At 41.5% G+C, this 23,688-nt stretch carries 19 protein-coding genes and 2 tRNA genes; 16 read left to right on the forward strand and 5 right to left on the reverse strand.

Translation table 11 applies throughout. From position 1 onward, the window contains the following. Positions 1-114 precede the first annotated feature (114 nt). The 8 genes from htpG to HMPREF9420_RS00100 all read left to right on the forward strand — a co-directional run bounded on the left by htpG (position 115) and on the right by HMPREF9420_RS00100 (position 7,729). Positions 115-2,169 carry a molecular chaperone HtpG gene (htpG, locus tag HMPREF9420_RS00065; RefSeq protein ID WP_044078623.1) on the forward strand — a complete coding sequence of 685 codons (2,055 nt, stop codon included), beginning with the start codon at positions 115-117 and terminating at the stop codon, positions 2,167-2,169. Positions 2,170-2,447: 278 nt separating this feature from the next. Continuing rightward, positions 2,448-2,521: transfer RNA gene (locus HMPREF9420_RS00070), tRNA-Arg, on the forward strand. A gap of 24 nt (positions 2,522-2,545) precedes the next feature. Then, positions 2,546-2,619 (forward strand) — tRNA-Arg (locus HMPREF9420_RS00075). 340 nt (positions 2,620-2,959) lie between these two features. Then, positions 2,960-3,847, forward strand: a complete 888-nt coding sequence (locus tag HMPREF9420_RS00080; RefSeq protein WP_036907230.1) for a M48 family metallopeptidase — start codon at positions 2,960-2,962, stop codon at positions 3,845-3,847. Positions 3,848-3,967: 120 nt separating this feature from the next. Continuing rightward, the gene (locus HMPREF9420_RS00085) at positions 3,968-4,414 is read left to right on the forward strand and encodes an NfeD family protein (RefSeq protein WP_007133311.1); all 447 of its coding nucleotides are present in this window, start codon (positions 3,968-3,970) and stop codon (positions 4,412-4,414) included. Positions 4,415-4,443: 29 nt separating this feature from the next. Continuing rightward, positions 4,444-5,394, forward strand: coding sequence for an SPFH domain-containing protein (locus HMPREF9420_RS00090; RefSeq protein WP_007133312.1), 951 nt, complete (start codon positions 4,444-4,446; stop codon positions 5,392-5,394). Between the two features lie 68 nt (positions 5,395-5,462). Continuing rightward, entirely contained in the window at positions 5,463-6,554 is a 1,092-nt protein-coding gene (locus tag HMPREF9420_RS00095; RefSeq protein ID WP_007133313.1) for a UDP-N-acetyl glucosamine 2-epimerase, read from the forward strand. Positions 6,555-7,129: 575 nt separating this feature from the next. Beyond that, the gene (locus tag HMPREF9420_RS00100; RefSeq protein ID WP_007133314.1) at positions 7,130-7,729 is read left to right on the forward strand and encodes a porin family protein; all 600 of its coding nucleotides are present in this window, start codon (positions 7,130-7,132) and stop codon (positions 7,727-7,729) included. 144 nt (positions 7,730-7,873) lie between these two features. On the opposite strand, the gene HMPREF9420_RS00105 is transcribed toward HMPREF9420_RS00100, so the two are convergent. Beyond that, positions 7,874-9,076, reverse strand: coding sequence for a hypothetical protein (locus HMPREF9420_RS00105; RefSeq protein ID WP_007133315.1), 1,203 nt, complete (start codon positions 9,074-9,076; stop codon positions 7,874-7,876). A gap of 262 nt (positions 9,077-9,338) precedes the next feature. Next, positions 9,339-10,376: a DUF7833 domain-containing protein gene (locus tag HMPREF9420_RS14455; RefSeq protein WP_007133316.1), complete on the reverse strand. Its 1,038-nt coding sequence runs from the start codon at positions 10,374-10,376 to the stop codon at positions 9,339-9,341. Between the two features lie 694 nt (positions 10,377-11,070). Here HMPREF9420_RS14455 and HMPREF9420_RS00115 point away from each other — a divergent pair. The 8 genes from HMPREF9420_RS00115 (at position 11,071) to HMPREF9420_RS00150 (ending at position 21,301) form a co-directional block, all read left to right on the forward strand. Further along, entirely contained in the window at positions 11,071-11,913 is an 843-nt protein-coding gene (locus HMPREF9420_RS00115) for a prephenate dehydratase (protein ID WP_007133318.1), read from the forward strand. Then, a complete protein-coding gene (locus tag HMPREF9420_RS00120) occupies positions 11,888-13,054 on the forward strand; it encodes a pyridoxal phosphate-dependent aminotransferase (RefSeq protein ID WP_044078978.1) in 1,167 nt (388 codons plus the stop codon). Before HMPREF9420_RS00115 ends, HMPREF9420_RS00120 begins: the two co-directional genes overlap by 26 nt. Before the next feature lie 132 nt (positions 13,055-13,186). Then, positions 13,187-14,254, forward strand: coding sequence for a bifunctional 3-deoxy-7-phosphoheptulonate synthase/chorismate mutase type II (locus HMPREF9420_RS00125; RefSeq protein WP_007133321.1), 1,068 nt, complete (start codon positions 13,187-13,189; stop codon positions 14,252-14,254). Between the two features lie 2 nt (positions 14,255-14,256). After that, on the forward strand, positions 14,257-15,042 hold the full coding sequence (locus HMPREF9420_RS00130; RefSeq protein ID WP_007133322.1) for a prephenate dehydrogenase/arogenate dehydrogenase family protein: 786 nt from the start codon (positions 14,257-14,259) through the stop codon (positions 15,040-15,042). Positions 15,043-15,053: 11 nt separating this feature from the next. Further along, on the forward strand, positions 15,054-15,995 hold the full coding sequence (locus HMPREF9420_RS00135) for an endonuclease/exonuclease/phosphatase family protein (RefSeq protein ID WP_044078980.1): 942 nt from the start codon (positions 15,054-15,056) through the stop codon (positions 15,993-15,995). Positions 15,996-16,180: 185 nt separating this feature from the next. Then, the gene (gene ffh, locus HMPREF9420_RS00140) at positions 16,181-17,530 is read left to right on the forward strand and encodes a signal recognition particle protein (protein ID WP_007133324.1); all 1,350 of its coding nucleotides are present in this window, start codon (positions 16,181-16,183) and stop codon (positions 17,528-17,530) included. 24 nt (positions 17,531-17,554) lie between these two features. Continuing rightward, the gene (gene folD, locus HMPREF9420_RS00145; protein ID WP_007133325.1) at positions 17,555-18,433 is read left to right on the forward strand and encodes a bifunctional methylenetetrahydrofolate dehydrogenase/methenyltetrahydrofolate cyclohydrolase FolD; all 879 of its coding nucleotides are present in this window, start codon (positions 17,555-17,557) and stop codon (positions 18,431-18,433) included. A gap of 279 nt (positions 18,434-18,712) precedes the next feature. Continuing rightward, positions 18,713-21,301 carry an alpha-L-arabinofuranosidase C-terminal domain-containing protein gene (locus HMPREF9420_RS00150; protein ID WP_007133327.1) on the forward strand — a complete coding sequence of 863 codons (2,589 nt, stop codon included), beginning with the start codon at positions 18,713-18,715 and terminating at the stop codon, positions 21,299-21,301. A gap of 6 nt (positions 21,302-21,307) precedes the next feature. Here the strand turns inward: HMPREF9420_RS00150 and cobC are convergent, their stop codons facing one another. Genes cobC through cobT form a run of 3 tightly spaced genes read right to left on the reverse strand, consistent with a single transcriptional unit; the run spans position 21,308 to position 23,688 of the window. Then, positions 21,308-21,844, reverse strand: a complete 537-nt coding sequence (cobC, locus tag HMPREF9420_RS00155) for an alpha-ribazole phosphatase family protein (RefSeq protein WP_007133328.1) — start codon at positions 21,842-21,844, stop codon at positions 21,308-21,310. Beyond that, on the reverse strand, positions 21,841-22,644 hold the full coding sequence (gene cobS, locus HMPREF9420_RS00160) for an adenosylcobinamide-GDP ribazoletransferase (RefSeq protein WP_007133329.1): 804 nt from the start codon (positions 22,642-22,644) through the stop codon (positions 21,841-21,843). Before cobS ends, cobC begins: the two co-directional genes overlap by 4 nt. A 3-nt stretch (positions 22,645-22,647) precedes the next feature. After that, positions 22,648-23,688 (reverse strand): nicotinate-nucleotide--dimethylbenzimidazole phosphoribosyltransferase, encoded by a 1,041-nt coding sequence (gene cobT, locus HMPREF9420_RS00165; RefSeq protein ID WP_007133330.1) that lies wholly within the window; start codon positions 23,686-23,688, stop codon positions 22,648-22,650.

The following is a 23,688-nucleotide window of genomic DNA, read 5'->3' on the forward strand; positions in this document are numbered from 1 at the left end:
AAACATAAATAATACTGACATAAATGGAGTGGTGGATAGGGCAATATGTGCCAGCCTGTCAGTTGGCACGGTGTTTGTATTTGTCGTGAACAGAAAATTAAAACATTATATATTATGCAGAAAGGAAATATCGGGGTTACCACAGAAAACATCTTCCCCGTCATCAAAAAGTTTCTTTATTCAGACCATGAGATCTTCTTACGCGAGATGGTTAGTAATGGTGTAGATGCTATTCAGAAGTTAAAGACCCTTGCAGATAAAGGCGAGTTTAAAGGCGAACTCGGTGATTTGAAAGTGAATGTTAAGCTTGATGAGGAGGCAAAGACTATCACTATCAGTGACAATGGTATTGGTATGACCGAAGAAGAGATTGAGAAATACATCAATCAAATAGCCTTTTCAGGAGTTAGTGACTTCTTAGATAAATATAAAGATAATGCAAATGCCATTATTGGTCATTTCGGATTAGGTTTCTATTCGAGCTTCATGGTGAGCGATCGTGTTGACATTATAACGCGTTCTTACAAGGAAGGAAGTAAAGGATTCAAGTGGACTTGTGATGGAACTCCAGCCTATGAGATAACTGAAGTAGACAAAGAGAGCCGCGGAAGTGATATTGTTCTTCACATCAGTGATGACTGCAAAGAGTTCTTGAACAAGCAGAAGATAGAGGAACTGCTTAATAAGTATTGCAAGTTTATGGCCGTTCCAATCGTCTTTGGCAAGAAACAAGAGTGGAAAGATGGCAAGATGGTCGACACAGATAAAGACAATGTTATCAATGATATCGAACCACTTTGGACGAAAGCTCCGTCAACATTGAAAGACGAAGACTATAAAAAGTTCTATCAAGAGCTTTATCCTATGCAGGATGAACCTTTATTCTGGATTCATTTGAATGTGGATTATCCGTTTAATCTCACGGGTATTCTCTACTTCCCACGTATCAAAAATAACATTGATTTGCAACGAAACAAGATTCAACTCTATTGCAATCAAGTGTTCGTTACAGACCATGTAGAGGGCATTGTGCCTGAATTCTTGACGTTGTTATATGGAGTTATTGATTCACCGGATATCCCATTGAACGTTAGTCGCAGCTATTTGCAGAGCGATGCAAACGTGAAAAAGATCTCTACTTACATAACAAAGAAGGTGGCAGATCGCTTGCAAAGTATCTTCAAAGAAGACAGAAAGGCTTATGAAGAGAAGTGGGATAACTTGAAACTCTTTATCAACTATGGTATGCTTTCACAGGAAGACTTCTATGATCGCGCAAAGGATTTCGCGTTGTTCAAGGATGTTGATGGGAAACATTTCACGTTTGAAGAATACAAAACGCTTATCAAGGATGAGCAAACTGACAAGGAAGGTTATTTGGTTTATCTCTATGCAAACAATGTTGAGGAGCAATACACCTACATAGAGGCAGCAAAGAATAAAGGCTATAACGTGTTGTTGCTCGATGGACAGCTTGATACTCCATTGGTAAGCATGCTTGAACAGAAGTTTGAAAAGTCTCGTTTCACACGCGTAGATGCCGATATTGTTGACAGACTTATAGTGAAATCAGACCAGAAACAGACTGATATCTCATCGGAAGATAGCGATAATTTGAGTCAGGTTTTCCGTTCACAAATGCCAAAACTCGATAAAGTTGAGTTCAATGTTGAAGTTCAATCATTAGGCGAAAACAGTCAACCTGTTGTCATTACTCAAAATGAATATATGCGTCGTATGAAGCAAATGAGTCAGTTCCAGCCAGGAATGAGCTTCTATCAACAGATGCCTGACAGCTTCACCTTAGTGTTAAATAGTGATCATGTGCTTGTAAAACAGGTGCTTAATGACTGCAATAATAACACAGCTGAGGCTTTGAAACCTATATTAAGTGAGCTGAAAGGCCAGCAAGCACGCCTTGCAGCACTTCGTCAGAGCCAGGATAAGAAGAAGCCAGAAGAGTTGACTCAGGAGGAGAAAGACGACTTGCAGAATACCGAAAAGGCTGTTGATGAGCAGAAGAATAAGCAAACAGAGGTGATTGAGGCTTATGCAAAAGGCAATAATGTCGTTCATCAGCTTATAGACCTTGCCCTCCTTCAAAATGGAATGCTTAAGGGAAAGGCGCTCGACGAGTTCCTAAAACGCTCGGTAGACATGATTAAATAAGATGGAAAAGCAGTCATTTCGTGTGGTAATCCCATAGGAAACAGACGATAAAATCAGTCAAAGCTCATTGCAGAATGAATCATTTCATTTTGCAATGGGCTTTTTCTTTGCTCATGCTTCCCATTTCTCCTTGCGCTCTTATTATTGCATATTATCTGTATATCGCTATCAATAATGGTATGAAAACAATTAATAAACGTTAATTGTAATATTTATTAGGGCTTTGTTTTCGGTTATTTAATAAAAAGTATTACCTTTGCACACGCAATTAAGGAAATGGCTTCGTAGCTCAACTGAATAGAGCATCTGACTACGGATCAGAAGGTTCCGGGTTTGAATCCCAGCGAAGTCACTTTTTATTGCATCCTAAACGGATGGCTTCGTAGCTCAACTGAATAGAGCATCTGACTACGGATCAGAAGGTTCCGGGTTTGAATCCCAGCGAAGTCACAATAAAAGAGAGGTTCAATTCAGAACTTCTCTTTTTTTGTTTGTGTTAATTTTGCTCATGTTTCCTTTTTGTTCCCTTCCATAGAAAGTTCTTTAACTCTCCATCTTATTTTATTGAACCAAGAAAAGTGGTGCATTTCATCTCGTGAAAAGGGCCATTTGGCGGCGTCATCCAGCCCATTTCATCGCCTAATTACGTACATTTTGCAAAGCGGGGGAGGGGGATGAAGGCATGAGAGAATGCAAAACATACTGAAAAATAATGTTTTTTCTTTGTTATTCTCACTTTTTAGATTATATTTGCAGCAATATAATTGTTAAATTAGAGATTGAAAAGGATATGAAGAAAGTAAGTAGTATGCTGCTCATCTTGGCTGTTTCGTTGGTCATGGCAGCATGTGGAACGACACAAACTGTGCCTGTGACGGGTCGAAAACATTCGCTGTTGGTGAGTGATGCACAAGTGTTGAGTCTTAGTAAAGAGGAATATAGCAAGTATATGAGAAGCGCAACGCTGTCTACAAACGCTGCAAACACGGCTATGGTAAAGCGTGTTGGCCGTCGATTGGCTACTGCGGTAGAGGCTTATTTGCGTAATAATGGTGCTGCAGATGAGATTAAGAACTTCGCATGGGAGTTCAATCTTGTGGCCGATAAGAATGTAAATGCGTTCTGTATGCCAGGGGGTAAGATTGTGGTTTATGAGGGTTTGTTGCCTGTAACACAAGATGAAGCCTCGTTGGCTATCGTACTTGGTCACGAGATTGCACACGCTGTAGCAAAGCATAGCGCTGAACAGATGTCGAAAAAGATACGCCAAAGCTATGGAACTCAAATCGGAAGTCAGATTCTTGGGGCTATAGCGGGCCAGTCAGTAGGCGATTTAGCCGGTGCGGTTGCACAGCAAGGATTCAGTTTTGCCAATCTACGTTATAGCCGAGATAACGAGACTGAAGCCGACCATATCGGTCTAATCTTTGCGGCAATGGCTGGATATGACCCACGTGAGGCAGTGCCTTTCTGGCAAAGAATGGCTGCACAGAGTGGCAGTAATAATAGTAATGACATGTTCAGTGACCACCCAAGTGATGCCAAACGTATAGCTGCTATTCAGCAATGGATGCCAACTGCCATGAAGTATTATGAGGCTTCAGGTTATGCTTCGAAGTCAGTTCCGACAATGAAAGTTAGTGCTGGCAAGAAGAAAACCAGTAAACGAAGAAGATAAATATAGGGAATCCCGGCTCTCTCTTTCCTCATCGGGGAGGAGAGCGTAGGGATTTGACAATATAAGTCCCCTTTTTAGATAGTAATTTATATAGTGTTTCATCTTTAAATAATCATAGCCATGATAGATTATATCGTAAGTAACTTATGGATTTTCTGGGCAATTATCATTTTTAGTTGCCTTATTTTGGAATTGAGTTCGGGTGATTTCTTCATCACTTGTTTGGCTATTGGTGCTCTGTTTTCCTTGGGCTCTTCGTTCTTTTTGCCTTTCTGGGCCCAGATTTCGATAGGCGCTGTCTGCTCAGTCCTAAGTATTTGGCTCATACGTCCCAAGATTTTGCATCGTTTTCACGCCTATGGTGAAAACCGTCTCAGTAATGCCGACGCATTGATTGGTAGGATTGGAATCGTCATTGAAGCCATTCCGGCAGGTGGAAGCGGTTATGTGAAGGTGGATGGTGACGAGTGGAAGGCTGTCAGTCAGGTTCCACAAGAAATTAAAAAAGGCAATAAGGTAGAAATTATTGGCCGTGATTCAATCATTGTCACAGTGAAATTAATCTAATCTTTAACGAATAACATAAAATTAAACGTATGGGAATTTATTATGCAGCGGCTGTATTTGTAGTATTAGCCATTATTTTTATCAAGATGACCGTAGTCATTATTCCACAAAGTGAGACTCGTATTGTGGAGCGTTTGGGTAAGTATTTTGCCACACTTAAACCTGGTATTAATCTGATTATCCCCTTTGTAGACCGCACAAAGACTGTTGTGGCGATGCACAATGGCCGTTATGTCTATACCAATACCATTGATTTGCGTGAGCAGGTGTATGATTTTGCACGCCAGAATGTAATTACCAAGGACAACATTCAAATGCAAATCAATGCCTTACTCTATTTCCAGATTGTTGATCCCTTTAAGGCTGTCTATGAAATTAATAATCTTCCGAACGCAATTGAGAAGTTAACACAAACCACTTTGCGTAATATCATTGGCGAAATGGAATTGGATCAGACACTGACAAGCCGTGATGTTATCAATACAAAGCTTCGCGGTGTGTTGGATGATGCCACAAACAAATGGGGAATTAAAGTCAATCGTGTCGAACTTCAGGATATAACTCCTCCACAAAGTGTGCTTCAAGCCATGGAGAAACAAATGCAAGCAGAGCGCAATAAGCTTGCCACCATCTTGACAAGTGAGGGTGACAAGCAGGCACAAATCTTGCAAAGTGAAGGTGATAAGGCTGCCATCATCAACAAAGCTGAGGCTGCCAAGCAGCAATTTATTCTCAATGCAGAGGGTGAAGCGACTGCACGTATTCGCAAAGCTGAGGCAGAAGCTATCGCAATCGCTAAGATTACAGAGGCCGTTGGTAAGAGTACGAACCCTGCCAACTATCTACTTGCGCAGAAGTACATTCAAATGATGCAGGAGTTAGCCCAAGGTGATAAGAACAAGACGGTGTTCTTGCCTTATGAAGCGTCGAATCTCATGGGAAGTATTGGTGGAATTAAAGAACTTTTCAAAGGCGAATAAGAAATTAACTTGACTTTTGTTTCATTGTCTTGTGATATTTTCTTACTTTTGTATTAAAACACTTAACTATGAATATTGCTATCGTTTGCGGTGCACGCCCTAACTTAATGAAGGTTGCTCCGATTATACGCGCTATAAGAAACAATAAACATTTCGGTGGAGTTAACTATCAGTTGATTTACACTGGGACTGAAGACGACCCTTCACTTGAGCCATCTCTCTTCAATGATTTAGAGATAAGTCGGCCTGATGTGTATTTAGGGGTTGACTGTGAGAACCTGAATGAGCTCACAGGTCAAGTCATGTCGAAGTTTGAATTGTACTTACAGCAGCACCCAACGGACGTTGTAATTGTCGTTGATGACCTTGCAAGTACGATGGCAGCAGCCATAGTTGCCAAGAAACAAGGAATCAAATTAGCTCATATTGCGGCTGGAACGAGAAGCTTTGACATTAGTATGCCGAAGGAGATTAATCGCCTTGTTATTGATGGTTTGAGTGATATTCTCTTCACAGCTGGAATTAGTAACAACAACATTGCTAATAAAGAAGGGGCTGAATTGAGTAAGGTTTACATGGTAGGAAATATCCTTATCGACAATCTTCGCTACAATCATGGTCGTCTTAAGCGTCCCGCTATCCTTGATAAGCTTGGACTTGACGACCATAGATACCTTGTTTTCACGCTCAATCGCAAGGCTTTAATTGAAAATAAAGCCCATCTTTCAGAGCTGATTAGGGCTATTATAGGTGGACTAAAGGATGCAACCTTCCCCATTATTGCTCCACTTCGCGGGAAGGCTGCAGCCATTGTGAAAGAGATTTTGGCTGAAACAAGTTACCCCTCTGTCATCACTTTGGTTCCTCCTCAGAGTTATCTTGACTTTGGATATATTACTGCTCACGCGGCAGGAATCATCACTGATAGCGGCAATGTGGCTGAAGAAGCAACGTTTAATCAAGTTCCTTGTATCACGCTAAACAGCTATACAGAACATATTGAGACGGTAAAAGTGGGCACAAATGTCTTGGTTGGGGAAGATCCTGAACAGCTTCGCACTTATGTTTCGGAGATGATTGCCGGACGATGGAAAGCTGCTGGTATTCCCGATCGATGGGATGGACGAAGTGCAGAGCGTATATTGCAGATACTCTGTTAGTTACATTGTTTGGTGAACATTGTCAAATTATAGTTGTTAAGCATTGATATGTGTTCGCCAACAATGTTAAACTTTGTACTAATGCTTGCTTTTTTGTTTTGCTTTCTCTATTTTTGTGGCAGATAGAAAGTTATTTTATTGATTATCAAGATGAGTGAATCTCATCTTAATAGGAATGTTTTCGAGGCGTCGAAAGGTAAGAAGCGAAACGTCTCTATTTAGCGTAATATTTACAATTCGCATTAATAAAGCTTCAATTTAGATTCGATAGGTTATAGTTGTTAAGGAGGTTTATTCAGGAAATGATCATTAAGAAGCCGTTAGGCTGTATCCTCTTAGGCGCTGTATGCTTGGGCAGCATGCAGCGTTTGCTGTGTATAGGAGTTTGTAAATAAAGCGACTTGGCTTTAGATTAGTTTAACATTAGCTTGTGAAATGTTACAAATTTTTGAGTAATTTGTTTTTTTTTATATATTGATTAAAAAAAGAACATCGAATATTTGGTTGCAAATCATTGTTTGATTAAATTTGCATGCATAGAAGGAAATAGTTTAATTAAATCTTTATTTATATTTATGAACCGCAAATTTATTACCACAATGTTGGCTTTATGCCTTGTTTTTGTGAGCCATGCACAGGAACATAAGATTGAACATAACTTCAATTTAGGCGTAGGAGTGGCCAGTTTGGCAAAGTACAATGTACATTATTCTCTCCGAATTGGCTATGGATTGAATTATTATCTGGCTGAAAACTGGTCGATTATGCCCGGGGTTTCTTATAGAACTGTATTCGAAGATCCTTTCAAAGGCGATGTAGTTGGCGTAGAATCTGATGATTGTTCTTTTATTGATGTACCTGTTTTGTTGCAATATCACCAGCATGCGCGTGGTGAAAAAGGCTTTGTTGCCGAGCTTGGTCCAGTCTTTTCATTCCTTACTTCGAATAGTACTCATTATGTAGATGACGATCCTCAGGACGAGTTAAACCACAAAAAGATATATAAAAACTTTGACTTTGGCATACAGCCCGGTGTTTATTATCAAACCGGAAAGCATTGGCGCTTTGGTGTTCAGGCTCACATTGGCTTCTGCAATATGTTGAAGAAGTATCCAAGTATTAATGATTCAAAGCGTTTAAACGATGTCGCTGCGACAGTAAACTTTAGTTTCTAAGTAGCTATACAACACAAAGAAGAGGAAAGAATCAAGCAATAAAACAGGCGATGTGGCTTTCGCTGTGCGTCTGTTTGTATTCAACCGAACAGGTAGAATGGCTTTATTCTTTGCTCTTCTTTTTCATTTTCCGTCCTCATTTCTTTAATTATACTCCCTCACTCCCCATTTCTCAGCCATTTCTTTCAGCATATTGGGTTTGCAAATGCCATAGAAATTGTTGGCACGTGCAGTATTATAAATCTCCTTACAATCCTCCATCATCACCGAAGTCCAGGCAGTTTGGTCCCAGCTTGCATCGGGATCATCGGGCATCATGAAGTCTTTATATCGGTTACGAATCTTATATTCCGAGTTTGCAAAATAGCAAAAGATTCGTGCTTTCTGTTCAAGGTTGAAGTGATAAACATTATTTTTATTATCTCTTAGCAACTCCATCACATACAAAGCGAAATGATGATCATAATAATCATGGTCATTTCCTGTAGTGTTTCTTTCGATAGTTTCAATTAAAGGCAAATGAACCACGAGCTTGTTTGTGGCAGACTTTACGAAGATTCTTTGGAAAAAGCCGAGCGCAGACTCTTTATTTGACTTGAAAACCCATTGATTGAGCATGGCATTCCCATAATAATTATACGTACAAAAGAGGTCTTTCAGCATCTCTTGCCCTCCATAAATGTCGCCAACTCCCCCATAATTGTTGCTAAAGCTGTTGGCATTCATGTGTTTAAGATAGTTGAAAGCCGTCGCCTTTCCATAGAAAACAAAGTTGTTTAGCGCCAAAATCTGTTTAAAAAAGCATGGATCCAAGACGACCTTATTGCCTTTTATCGACACCATATCATTGAGAAGCCAGTTGAAAGTGATGATTCTCGATGAACATAATGCAAAATGATTTGACGCAAAATCATAGTCGTTGTCACTCCATAAAGGCTGATATGCGCGCGATTGAAGGCTAATTTTCTTGCCATAAACCTGCTGTATCTGCCTAAGAAACACTTCTTCAGAAGGCTTTTGGTAGCCATGTGTCTGCAGATAGTATTCAACCAACGGAATTGTTAGGTCGAAATCTTCGCGTGTAGGCACATATCTTGGCTTGGACTGGTCGTCTCTAAAGTCTCCACCATACCAGGCTCTGTCTTGCAAAGTCAGGTGTTTCTTGAGCGTGTTCCAATCAATTCCCATATTTTTTAACTGCTCCTTTGTCAGCACACTATCATATTTTGTGGGCAAGGTCGCTGGTTGTTGTGCCATAGTTTCAGCCTTATCCTTGGGCTTAGCCGTACAATGTACAAACGAGATTGCCACAATGAGTGTCATCATCAGCGTCAGTAGTTTTCTCATGTTCAGTCTTTTTTGTTTTCAACAATCATCTTTTTGTCAAATCATATCCTTGACTTTCGAGGCACAAAGCACGATGTTTGTGGCACAAGGATGAATAGATTATAGGCAAAGATACAATATCTCTTTCTTTTATCCAATCTTTTTGTGAGGTATTTTCTCTCTTTTCATTGCGCTTATCCATGTGAGGTTCATCACTTTACGGACTGAATCAGCCCATAAAGTGCAGCATGTGGCAGCACAACCTCTTTCAAAGTTGTATGACTTAGCTATACGAAAGGGTTGCAAACGGACTTTGTGGATAGCCATTTGCAGGGTTTATGACGTTCGTCTTACTATTATTTTCTTGCCCAGAAGCATGTTTCTTCTCCCATTCAATAGCATAAATCTTGTTTTGATAAGCCATAAATTGGGCACGCGTATTACTGCCGGGACGCATCAAATTGGATAGATAGTCCTTGGCATCAGCCTCGTCTCTGACCAGTTTCCCATGCGACTGGCAGTAGTGATAGAACCAAAAGAGCAGGTTGCGCCGCACAATACAGTTTGTGCGCACAGCCAGATTTCCAATGCGTTCGAGGCATATCATGTAGTCGTTATCTTGATAGAGTTTTGCCAATAGCTCACGACTAACGCCTGCTTCGTGCTGTTTGGTGGCCCTTTCTGTTGGGGAAGTCTGACTCATAGCTACTACATTACGAGCTACTTCCTCATGCTTCAAAGTTGCGTCGGCGTCGGAATTCTTCATCAAACAACCTTCGTCGGCGTCGAACTCCCCTCCTTGTGAGGGGTTGGGGGAGGGCTTTCTCTTTTTCTCTTTCGTCGTTCTTTGTTCTTGTTTTAGTTCTTTGTTCTTAGGAAGGCTAAGTGATTGATTATCAATATGCCTATTTGTTAATTTTTCTAAACCATCGTTTGTCTCTTCATTCCTTGCTGAACATTCGCCAAAGAGTTGCTGTAAAAACGGACTATAAAATACCTTTTTGTTGCTTTCAATTTGGAACAATGAAGGGAAGTCATTGATAAGTTGCAATACAAACTTAGGACTTTTGTGACAACCATGGGCAATTTCTGAGATAGCATAGAGCGGAGCGCGACAATTAGTGCGTCGTTCTAACAGAAATTTCATCATGTAAATGGCAACGCCCCAGCCGGCAATACTATATTTTTCTTTTAGCATTGCCATGTCATATGAGTTTAGAAACGATAGTTCAAGGCGCAAATGAAGTTGTGAACTGCCTGTGTTGCGTCTGTTGCGAGCTGTCTTGTTGCCCGCCAATGTAATTGTTTTTATCATATCCATAAGATTTAATGGTTTTTTTATTAGCTGAAATAATGTTATCCTTATATTAATAATGTGTATCTCTTTTTATGCAATAATCCCCCTGCTATGACTCATGTTGAGACACAGTTAGTTGGTATTGCTGAACAAAAGCAAATCTTATTGTTACCCTTAAAACTTCCAGAGCGTGTGCTTTCGGAATGATTTTAGATATCAGTTACAAAGATACAAAATTATGACCCCCTTTTGCAAGTTTTTTGGAAGAAAAATAACGAGAAAATGAAATAAAAGTTTTTAGCCTGTGATTCCTATCATTTTGCAAGCTGAATTGAATCAAAACAGACGACGAAATGGGTCAAATTAAAGTATGGTGCAAACATATAGAGAGGTTCAAGAGAATGATGTATGTTTGACATTTGAAGTGAGGCTATCTTTCAAATCTTTATTTTTTATGAAAGAAAACTATCATATTGTTTGGTGGAATGAAATGAAAACTTTACTTTTGCAAAAGAAACAGTTGTATAATGTGACTGTACATCAGAAAAACAAGATATGAGTTTATATGCATCTTTCTTTTATTATTATTTTTACTTTGCAAAGAATTGTGAAGCGGGAAGTTGCGTATGAATTTCAACTTAAGGTTTGAGTAAAGAATAAAACAAAATACACTACGGTCCCGCTTGATAGAGTGAGGGCCGTTTTTCATTTTTAACCTATGAAGAAAATAGCAATACAAGGCACGAAAGGCTCATTTCATGACATTGCAGCGCATCAGTTTTTTGAAGGAGAACCCATAGAATTGATTTGTTGTAAAACGTTTGAGCAGGTGTTCGAAGCCATTCAACAAGACGCAACTATCATGGGATTGGTTGCCATCGAGAATACCATTGCAGGTTCGTTACTTCATAATTATGAGTTGTTGCGGTCGAGTGGGGTTGTCGTTGTGGGCGAACATAAACTTCATATCAAGCATTCCATCTGCTGCCTTGCCGATGACGACTGGAACAGTATCCATGAAGTACATTCTCACCCCGTTGCCTTGGCACAATGCCGCAAGTTTCTTGACCTACATTCTGAATTCAAAGCAGTCGTGTCAGAAGATACAGCTGGCAGTGCAGAAGAGATTGCTTTACATGACAAACACGGTTGGGCTGCCATCTGTTCTGACTATGCAGCACAGCTATATGGGCTGAAAGTGTTGCAAGAAGACATACACGACAATAAGCACAACTATACGCGTTTTCTTGTGTTGAGCTATAGTTTGCAAGCTCCTTCCATGTTGCCGGATATACAAATTGACAAGGCCAGCCTTGTGTTTAGCCTGCCTGATGAAGAAGGAAGCCTTAGTAAGATACTCACCATTCTTAGCTTTTATGACATCAATCTCACTAAGATTCAGTCACTTCCGATTATTGGTCGCGAGTGGGAATATATGTTCTATGTCGATGTTGCGTTTGCAAACCCAACGCGATATCGCCAGAGTATAGACGCCATTACACCGCTTGTAAAGAACATTAAAATACTTGGAGAATATGAAAGCTGCAAAAAGAGTCACTGAGATACAGGAATATTACTTCAGTAGAAAGCTGAAAGAAATCGCTAAACGTAATGCTGCCGGGGAACAAATTATTAGTTTGGCCATTGGAAGTCCCGACCTTCCACCTTCTAAACAGACCATAGAGAAGTTGTGTGAAGTATCGCGTGAGCCCGATGCTCATGGCTATCAACCAACTGCTGGCACGCCAGAACTACGCGAAGCTATGGCTGGTTTCTATCGCCGTTGGTATGGAGTTACGTTGGATGCACAAACAGAAATCCTGCCCTTGATAGGCAGTAAGGAAGGTATTTTGCATACCACCTTAGCCTTTGTAGACCCAGGGGACAAGGTCTTAGTGCCCGATCCAGGCTATCCCACCTATACAAGTCTGAGCAAAATTCTTGGTGCAGAGATTGTGAACTATCCTCTTCGTGAAGACAACGACTGGCAACCCGACTTTGACTTGCTTGAGAAAATGGACCTCACGGGCGTCAAGTTAATGTGGGTGAACTATCCCAATATGCCCACAGGAGGGAATGCCCATCGTGAGACTTTTGAGCGGTTGGTGGCCTTTGGCAAAGAAAACGACATTATTATTGTTAATGATAATCCTTATTCTTTCATTCTTAATACAGATGAAAAGAGGTCAATTATGCAGATAGAAGGGGCGCGTGATTGTTGCATTGAGTTCAATTCGATGAGTAAAGCCTATAATATGCCGGGCTGGCGTGTCGGTATGTGTGTGGCCAATCCAACGTTTATCAGCTGGATATTAAAGATTAAAAGCAACATTGATAGTGGCACATTTCGCGGTTTGCAGTTGGCAGCGGCTGAAGCTTTTAACACAAATGACGATGCATGGCATCGCGAATTCAATGTAAATGTGTATCTTCGCAGAAGAAAGATTGCCGAGAAAATAATGGCTGCTTTGGGTTGTTCTTTCGACCCACGGCAAGTTGGTTTGTTTCTTTGGGGGCGCATACCAGAGCGTTATTCGGATGTAGAAGACTTCACGGAAGCCATACTTCATCAGGCCAAAGTCTTTATAACGCCCGGTTTTATCTTTGGAGAGCGAGGCAAACGCTATGTGCGTTTAAGTCTTTGTGCAAACGAAACACTATTGAATGAAGCCTTAGAAAGAATCACAAGTGTTTCATTTTAGCACGCTGTCTCCATGGTTTGAAGACTTGAACTTCATTGAACGTGTAGAAGTTTTCATTGTAACACTTGCTTCGTTGCAAGTAAAACAGACAATTATTAAGCAAATAATATAGCATAAAAAAATATAAACGATATGGAACTTGAATTACAAGCATTAAACTTACCGAGTGATAGTGAGCGGCCTTCCTGCGTGATTGCCGGTCCGTGTTCAGCTGAAACAGAAGAACAAGTGCTAACCACCGCAAAACAACTGGCTGCTAAAGGTTGCCACATCTTTCGTGCAGGAATATGGAAACCACGTACAAAGCCCGGAGGATTTGAGGGAAATGGTGAGATGGCTCTGCCTTGGATGAAAGAAGTTAAAGCACAAACGGGCATGCTCACAGCCACAGAAGTGGCCACGCCTGAACATGTAGCATTGGCCCTGAAATATGAAATTGATGTGTTATGGGTAGGAGCTCGCACGACCGCTAACCCCTTTGCAATGCAGGCTTTGGCTGATTGTTTGCAAGGAATTGATATTCCTGTGTTGGTGAAAAACCCCGTAAACCCCGATATTGAGTTGTGGATAGGTGCACTACAACGACTGAATCAAGCGGGCATTAAACGCTTGGGCGCAATTCATCGAGGCTTTTCGAGCTGCGAAAAGAAGATTTATCGCAATCAGCCCATGTGGCAAATACCGATAGAATTGCATCGACGCATTCCCGAGTTACCCTTGATTTGCGACCCCAGTCATATTGGAGGACGACGCGATTTGATAGCACCCTTGTGTCAGCAAGCAATGGATTTAGGCTTCGATGGATTGATAGTTGAGAGCCATTGTTCGCCCGATGAGGCTTGGAGTGATGCCAAACAGCAGGTGGCTCCAGATATTTTGGATTATATATTGAGTTTGTTGATTGTGCGAGATGAGCATACAACGAACGAAGGTATACGCCAATTGAGAACGCAAATCGATGATATTGACAGTCAATTGATGGAACTTTTGGCCAGGAGAATGCGCATTTGCCGAGAGATTGGAACTTATAAGAAGGAACATAATATGACGATTCTGCAGACCAACCGATATAATGAGATACTGTCAAAGCGTGGTGCTCAGGCGAGTCTTTGTGGCATGAGTCCGGAGTTTGCGGCTCAAATCTTCGAGCATATTCACGAAGAAAGTGTTCGTCAACAGATGGAAATCATAAATCAATAGCCATGAAAATATTAGTGATGGGAGCAGGAAAGATGGGGAGTTTCTTTATCGATTTGCTCAGCTTTGAACACGAAGTAGCCGTCTATGAGAAGGATATTAGGCGCATGCGCTTTACGTATAACTGCCAAAGATTCACCGATCTTGAGGAGATAAAGCAGTTTTCTCCCGAGTTAGTTATTAATGCTGTGACGGTTAAATACACGCTTCCTGCATTTCAAGAAGTGCTCCCTTATTTGCCGAAAGATTGCATTTTGAGTGATATAGCAAGTGTAAAGACGGGCTTAAAGGCTTTTTATGAGACCTGCAAACGACCTTATGTGAGCACTCATCCCATGTTTGGACCGACGTTTGCCAACCTACATCAGCTGAACGAAGAGAATGCAATTATCATCAATGAAGGGGATTATATGGGACGAATCTTCTTTAAGGACCTCTATCAACGACTGGGATTGAACATCTATGAGTATTCTTTTCAGGAACATGATGAAACAGTTGCTTATTCATTGAGCATTCCGTTTGTCTCTACTTTCGCCTTCGCCGCGGTCATGAAGCATCAAGATGCGCCGGGAACAACATTCAAACGGCACATGAAAATAGCCAAAGGAGTGTTGAATGAGGATGATTATCTGTTGCAAGAAATCCTCTTCAATCCGTTCACGAGTGGGCAAGTGGCTAAGATTAGAGAGGCTTTGAAAGAACTCATTGACATCATTGACCACAAAGATGCTGATGCAATGAAAGACTTTCTCGCACGGATTCGCCGACATGTAAAGGAAGATATCTCTTAGAAATAATGCTTATGCACTGGTTGTATCTGTTACTTGGGGTCTTCACTTTCGTTGAATTGAACTGCGAAAACCTTTTCGACACACAACATGATAGCTTGAAACAAGACATGGAATACTTGCCAGAGAGTTATCATCACTGGAATAAAAGTCGCTATTGGAATAAACTTAACCACATTGGTCAATCCATAATAGCTTGTGGAAAGCATGAAAACAAATGGCTTTTACCTGATCTTGTTGCACTGTGTGAAGTCGAAAATGACAGTGTGGTGCGTGATCTTACCAAACGATCCCTACTTCGTCAGGCACGTTATGAGTATGTGATGACCGAGTCACCTGACGTGCGTGGCATTGATGTTGCATTGCTTTATTCACCTTTTACATTTAAGTTGTTGCGCTGGAATAGCATCCGTGTGACTCCGATTAAAGGCATGCGACCAACCCGAGATATACTCTATGCGGCAGGACAACTAATAAACGATGACACACTTCATGTGTTTGTGGTGCATGCGCCAAGTCGAATGGGCGGCGAATTAGCCACTCGTGATCACCGAATGGCAGTCGCAAAGCGATTGGTTGAGGCTGTCGATTCTGTGAGAAATCATTCAAACAACGCAAAGATTGTTATTGCGGGAGACTTTAACGACTATCAAAAAGATGTTAGTATTCAGTATGTTATGCATCATGATTTCTTAGATATTTCTGCATCGGCTGTTGGGAATCATGGTGCGAAAGGTACGTATAAATATCGTGGAGAATGGGGAAGTTTGGACCATATCTTTTGTAGTGACCCACTGATTCCTTTCTTTCAGCGTTGTTATGTGGCTGACTTTCCATTCCTCTTAACTGAAGATGAAATCTATGGTGGAGTCCAACCATTGAGAAATTTCCATGGAGCGCGTTATCAAAATGGATTTAGTGATCATTTACCTTTAGTTTCACTGTTCAATTTTTAGATGCATTGGGCATATTTTAACATGTTGAATCATTTTTTTCTTAATTATTTATAAATTCATGTTTAGATAGTAGTGTTTTTCCTATATATTATTTACTTTTGCATTGTCTAAAATGAGTTGACTTTCATTCTCACTAAGAAGACCTCATTTTTAATGAGAGAATTATAAAAAAAAGACTTTAATTTATGTTTGAAAACTTAAGTGATAGGTTAGAACGATCATTCAAAATATTGAAAGGTGAAGGTCAAATCACCGAGATTAACGTTGCAGAGACGTTGAAAGATGTACGTAGAGCCCTGCTCGATGCAGACGTTAATTTCAAAGTTGCCAAGAGTTTTACAGACACAGTAAAGCAGAAAGCCATGGGCATGAACGTGCTTACAGCAGTTAAGCCGGGTCAGTTGATGGTGAAGATTGTGCATGATGAGTTGGCCGATTTAATGGGAGGAGACACTGTTGACATTCAACTTGAAGGCCATCCTGCCATCATTCTAATGAGTGGTTTGCAAGGTTCGGGAAAGACAACTTTTAGTGGAAAGCTCGCAAACCTGCTTAAGAACAAACGCAATAAGAAACCTTTGTTGGTGGCTTGTGACGTTTATCGTCCTGCTGCTATTCAGCAATTAAAAGTCGTTGGCGAGCAGATTGGTGTTCCTGTATACTCAGAACCTGAGAGCAAAGATGTCATTACGATTGCTAACAACGCTGTGCGTGAGGCCAAAGCAAAGGGATATGATGTTGTTATTGTCGACACTGCAGGTCGTCTTGCGGTTGATGAAGAGATGATGAATGAGATTGCTAATCTCAAAAATGCACTCCATCCAGACGAAACTCTCTTTGTGGTTGACTCCATGACTGGCCAAGATGCTGTGAACACGGCAAAGGAATTTAACGACAGACTCGACTTCGATGGCGTTGTTTTGACCAAACTTGATGGTGACACTCGAGGCGGAGCTGCGCTTTCAATACGTACGGTTGTCACGAAACCCATTAAGTTTGTCGGCACAGGAGAGAAGATGGAAGCGATTGATGCGTTTCATCCTGTGCGCATGGCTGACCGAATTCTCGGCATGGGTGATATCGTTTCACTCGTTGAACGCGCGCAAGAACAGTTCGACGAAGAAGAGGCAAGACGACTCCAAAAGAAGATACAAAAGAACAAATTTGATTTCAACGACTTCCTCGGTCAGATTGAACAGATTAAGAAAATGGGCAATCTTAAAGACTTAGCAAGTATGATTCCGGGCGTAGGTAAAGCCATTAAGGACGTTGATATCGATGATAATGCGTTCAAAGGCATTGAAGCCATCATCAAAAGTATGACACCTAAGGAGCGCACTAATCCTGAAATACTCAACACGAGCCGCAGACAACGCATCGCAAAAGGTTCAGGAACGAATATACAAGAGGTGAATAAGCTCATCAAGCAGTTTGACCAGACGCGTAAAATGATGAAAATGGTTACGGGAAATCAAATGGCAAGCATGATGAGTCGCATGAAAGGTATGAAAATGCCGGGTATGCCTAAGTTCTAAAGTCTGACGAATTGATTCACTACCATGCAGATTATTGACGGTAAAGCAACTGCAACAGCAATCAAAGCTGAAATCGCTGAAGAGGTAAAGAATATCGTGTCAGCTGGTGGAAAACAACCCCATTTGGTGGCAGTGTTAGTGGGTCATGACGGCGGTTCAGAAACTTATGTGCGCAATAAGGTTATCGCTTGCGAGCAATGTGGCTTCAAGTCCACGCTCATTCGCTATGAAGCGGATGTTACTGAGGCTGAGTTGCTGGCTTGTGTAGACCGACTTAATAAAGACAAAGACGTCGATGGATTTATCGTTCAGTTGCCTTTACCGCGGCATATTGACGAGCAAAAGGTCATCATGTCTATTGATTTCCGTAAGGATGTAGATGGATTTCACCCCATCAATGTAGGCAGAATGTGCATTGGTTTGCCCTGTTTCATCTCTGCCACTCCGTTGGGAATATGGACGCTTCTCAGTCACTATAACATTGAAACCAGTGGTAAGAAGTGTGTTATTCTCGGTCGAAGTAACATCGTGGGAAAGCCTATGGCGCAGCTGATGATGCAGAAACAATATGGTGATGCGACAGTAACTGTCTGCCACAGTCATTCAAAAGACTTGAAGAAAGAATGTCGTGAAGCCGATATAATCATTGCAGCTATCGGACAACCTAACTTCGTTACAGCCGATATGGTGAAGCAAGGTGCTGTCGTAATTGACGTGGGTACCACGCGCGTTGAAGACAAAACACGCAAGAGTGGCTTTCGTTTGAACGGCGATGTAAAGTTTGATGAGGTCGCACCCAAATGTGCATTTATTACGCCAGTTCCTGGTGGTGTTGGCCCAATGACAATCTGTTCGCTAATGAAAAATACGTTGGCGGCAGGCAAAAAAGAATATTACAAGTAGACTTATTAACATAAGTAGTAACTTGATTTTTTATAACTCTCTAATTTTTTTATAGGGACTGGTACGCAGTGATGCGAGTCAGTCCCGTTTTTTACTACAACAGGTAAAGTAAACTGAAAGTAACGATGCTGTGAATTGACGCAGAAGATGAGCTAAAACGGCACAAATCGTGCGCCAATTTGATACAAAAGTCAGAAGCAGCTGAAGCCTGAAACAAAACATTCTGATTCTCAATGAGATAAAGTGTGTCGCAAACGAAATGAAAATAAATCATATAACATGAAACATAAGATAATACTTTTCTTGGCATTATGCTTGGGTGGTGGAGCCGTTCAAGCTCAAAATATAACGCCAGCCTATACGATTATGGGCAAAGATTCTACCTGCCAGGTCTTTGTTTATTCACCGAGTGCGCGCGAAGGACTTCATCTTGCCTTTCTCGGCGACGATGATCAGTGGCATGAAGTGGGTCAGCTTTGCGCCTCAGACTATGGACCATGGGGCGCAGAAAAACGCATGTTTGACCCTTATGTGACTAAGGCTGCTGACGGAACGTGGCGTGCTGTGTGGTCAGTGAATGATAGTGCGCCTGTGTTTGCAGCGGCTTATTCAGATGATCTCATTACATGGCGCCCGCAAGATTATCCCCTTGTGCGTGAGAAAGGGGTGAAAAGTCCTGTCGTTTATCAAATGGGAGATGGTTCTTTTGATATTTATTTGAAGACTTCTAAAGGCAAACGCTATGTTCATGCCACAGAAGATTTTCGTCATTTTGAAGAAGATTCCATTCCATCACAAGCCGATGAAGTGCTTTGGCAGAAGGATAATGCCGTGATAAATGGGAAAAAGTTCTTGGGAAATGCTTTCGATGTGTCGGCTTATCATCTTCAGTTTATTCGTTCGTGGTTTGCTGGTTTGAAAGCCGATAACGTGCGTTATGCAGAGCAAATGAAAGACGATAAGTCGCGTTTTGCAACTTTGAATCGGCCTGTTGAGGCTACTTTGCATGTTGACCTCACGAAAACAAAACCGATAAGTGATAAGCTTATAGGCGTATTTTTCGAAGATATTAGTCGTGCAGCTGATGGTGGTTTATACGCACAATTACTTGAAAATGGAGATTTTGAGTATTCTCCTGCCGACCATCGAGGATGGAATAGTCAGACCGCTTGGACCTCGGATAAACCTATTGTGATAGCAACGGCAGAGCCATTGAGTAAGAACAATACACATTATGCAGTTCTAAATCAAGCTACTTTGACGAATCATGGGTGGGATAATGTTATCTATGACCATGGCGAACAATTTGATTTTTCGGTTTATGCACGTTGTATTGGTCAGAAGAAAGCTACATTGCTCGTTCAGTTGGTTGATTCTTTGGGGCAGGTTTTGACTGAAGGAAAGGTGAAGGTTGAGGGAAATAGCTGGCAGCCTTATTCGCTATCGCTAAATACTTTGACCAAAAAGAGGGCGCAGCCCGTAACACCTGTGCGTTGCAGTCTGCGTATTGTAAGCACTAAACCGGGAGATGTTGCGATAGACATGGTGTCACTTTTTCCTCACGATACTTATAAAGGACATGGCATGCGTAAGGATATTGCCGAGACAATTGCAGCCTTGCGTCCAAAGTTTATGCGTTTTCCAGGAGGCTGTATGCTGCATGGTGACGGAATAAACAATATCTATCATTGGAAAGAAAGTATTGGACCACTTTATGATCGCAAGCCCGATCGCAATATATGGGGCTATCATCAGACAAAGGGTTTAGGCTTTTTTGAATATTTTCAGCTATGCGAAGATCTTGGAGCAGCCCCACTTCCTGTGCTTGCTGCAGGCGTTCCGTGTCAAAATTCGGCTGCAAACAAAGAGGGTTTAGCCGGGCAACAATGTGGAATTCCTATGAATCAGATGCCTGCTTACGTGCAAGATGTGTTGGATTTAATCGAGTGGGCGAATGGTAATCCGGCTTCTTCTAAGTGGGCAAAGATGCGTGCCGACGCAGGACATCCAGCTCCTTTCCATCTAAAGATGATAGGCATTGGCAATGAAGATCTTATTACAACGGCGTTTGAAGAACGCTATTTGATGATTTGCAAGGCTGTAAAAGCAAAATATCCTGATATAGAAGTTATTGGAACTGTTGGTCCTTTCCATTATCCTTCGGCTGATTATATCGAAGGATGGAAGGTTGCTAAGGCGAATAAATCAGTTATAGATGCCGTAGACGAGCATTATTATGAATCACCGGGCTGGTTTCTTCACAATCAAAACTATTATGATCAATATGACCGAAAAGGTCCGAAAGTTTACTTGGGAGAGTATGCTTCGCGCTCAAGAACGGTTGAGTCGGCCCTTGCTGAGGCTATACATCTTTGCAATATTGAGCGTAATGGCGATATTGTTGAAATGACAAGTTATGCTCCTTTGCTGTGTCATGAGAAGCATCAGAACTGGAATCCTGACCTCATTTATTTCAATGCGTCTCAAATAACGACAACTCCTAATTATCATACCCAGGCCTTATTCTCTCAATTCTCAGGCAATCAATATGTTACTTCGCATGTTGATATAGCCAAAGATTTGGCCTATCGTGTTGCTGTTAGTGTGGTAAAAGATAGTAGAACAGGCGAAACAATGTTGAAATTGGTGAATGCTCTACCTGCAACAATTAACTTAAAGTTAGACGGAATCAGTCTTCCTGGTGACAGCCGTGTGGTTGGTTTTGATGGAAATCCAAGCGATATGAAGGTGAAAACGTTTGATGCTATGCGCCAGGAAAAGCTCATCAACGTGAAAAATAGCGTGTTGCAGTTGCCGGCTTATAGTGTGATGGCCATAAGTTTTAATTCAAATATGGTGACAAAATAATTGATATCATAGTTCAATTTCCTCAATGCCTCCGAATGCTGTAAGGTTTTCGAAGGCATTTTCTTTAGGAAATAATCCACCATAAATGCCTGCACAAATGAGTACACCGCCATGAGCAAAGATGCCGACATGCTCAAATGGTTGTTGTTTTAGCCAGTCAAGGAATGACGAAACGCGCTTGAACAGCATCGGAAAACTTTCACCTCCCGTGGCTTCAAGGTGCATATAGTCTTCATACCACGCCAGAATATGCGGGTCTTCTTTGGCAATATCGTCGTATAAACGCATCTCCCAATCTCCCATGTTCATCTCTTTCAGTCGGTCATCAAGTGTGGGATTATCGTATCCGCAATAAGAAGCAAGCTTGCGAGCACGTGTTAATGGCGAAGAGAACACGGCGTCAAAAGGTGGTCTTTTAGATAGGTTTGCTTTCGTGATTGCAGCCTCTTCACAGAATGAATCGGCTACGGGTACATCGCTCCAACCATAACATGTGCCTTTGGGAACATTCACTTTGGTGTGTCGGACAAGGGTAACTTTCATAAAGATGCTAATGGATGAAGTGAGAAAATGACATAAACGAGGTAGAAACTCAACTCTGTTAGGAGGAAAACAGCACCGCAACAATCTCCGGTATAACCTCCAATGCGGTGGTGCATCAATAGATAAAGGAGATAATAAACAAGTGCAGGAAGGGCTATACAGATATAAGGTAAGCCGAAGAAATACCACAAAGGAAGAGTTGGAAGCACGCCTTGTATGAAGAGACTTATGCCAGATTTAATGCTCAACTTACGGTAAACGACTCGATTTTTTGCTGTATCTGCCGTTCGAGCATAAGGCATGTATTGGATGAGATTGGCTGTAATCATCTTGAAGAAAGGGTCTGCAGCCAGAATCATTAATGCCGTAGTGTGGGCAGGAAGAATTGTAAGGCACTGATACAATAACATGAAATAAAGAATCAAACCGAGTACACCGAAGGTGCCAATACGGCTATCTTTCATGATATCTAAAATGCGTTTGCGGTCATTTCCGCCTCCGCCGAAGCCGTCAAGAAAGTCAGCTAAGCCGTCTTCGTGTAGGGCTCCAGTAATTAAAATGCGTATTACGATAGCCAAAATTGCGGCAAACGAAAGAGGCATATACATCGAACCGAAGTAAAAAGTGGCTGCCATGCACGCTGAAGTGAGCCATCCTGTGAGGGGCCAAAACTCAATTATCGTTTCGTAGGCCTCTTTTTTAGGTTGATAGATGCGCCAAAAGGGGAGGCGAGTAAAGAATATTAGCGCTGCAAAAAGGCGGTCGCGCCATGAAATATTGTTTTGAATGTCTATCTGCATGAATTAAAAATATTTGGTAATATGTGCATTTTCAAAGTTATTCATCTCGTTAATCATGCGCACAGCAGAGTCAATAATGGGGTAGGAACATAAGGCTCCAGTGCCTTCACCAAGTCTTAAACCTAAAGATAATAAAGGCTTAGCATTCATGAGTTTAAGCATTTTGCGGTGTCCTCCCTCATCACTGCAGTGCCCATAGATGGCATAAGCCAAAACCTCGGGGTGCATTTGAGATGCTGCCAACATGCAAGCGGTCATGATAAATCCGTCAACAAGGATGACCATGTGACGTTCGGCTGCACGCAGCATTGCCCCTATTGCCCCAACCATTTCAAAGCCTCCAAAATATGGAATGGCATCAATGGGCTGATAGCCTTGGGCAAAGAATCGGTCGATGGCAGTCTGAAGTACAGCTAATTTGTGTTGCATCTCGGTATGGTTTAGGCCAGAACCGGCTCCAATACATTCGTTTAAAGGAAGGTTTTCAAAGATACTCATCCATATACTTGACGGACTTGTATTGGCAATTCCCATTTCACCTATACTAATAATGTTACATCCTTCGGCAAAACAATCATCTACTAATGTTGCACCTATATGCAACGCACGCTGGAATTGCTCATCATCCATGGCAGGATTATGAAGGAAATTCGCCGTTCCATGCGCGATTTTGTGATTGATAATGGCTGGATAGGTCGTTAAATCATGGTCTACTCCCATGTCGATGAGTCGCAGTTTAAATCCATGTTGACGGCAAAACAGGTTGACACCTCCACCTCCTTGTGTGAAGTTTATCATCTGTTGCCATGTCACATCTCTTGGAGATACCGACACGTTTTCACGCTCAATACCATGGTCTCCACCAAAAAGTAGGTGGCAAGGATGATGCAAAGAGGGAGACAATGTCTGTTGAATAAGTCCTATTTGCGAGGCTATTTCTTCCAATCTTCCCAGTGAACCTTTGGGCTTATTTAGATTGTTTATCTTCTCAATCAGCGACTTTTCTATGGATAGATTGGGTGCTTTTATATTAAAATTGGTCAT

This window comes from Segatella salivae DSM 15606, assembly GCF_000185845.1.
Lineage (GTDB): Bacteria > Bacteroidota > Bacteroidia > Bacteroidales > Bacteroidaceae > Prevotella > Prevotella salivae.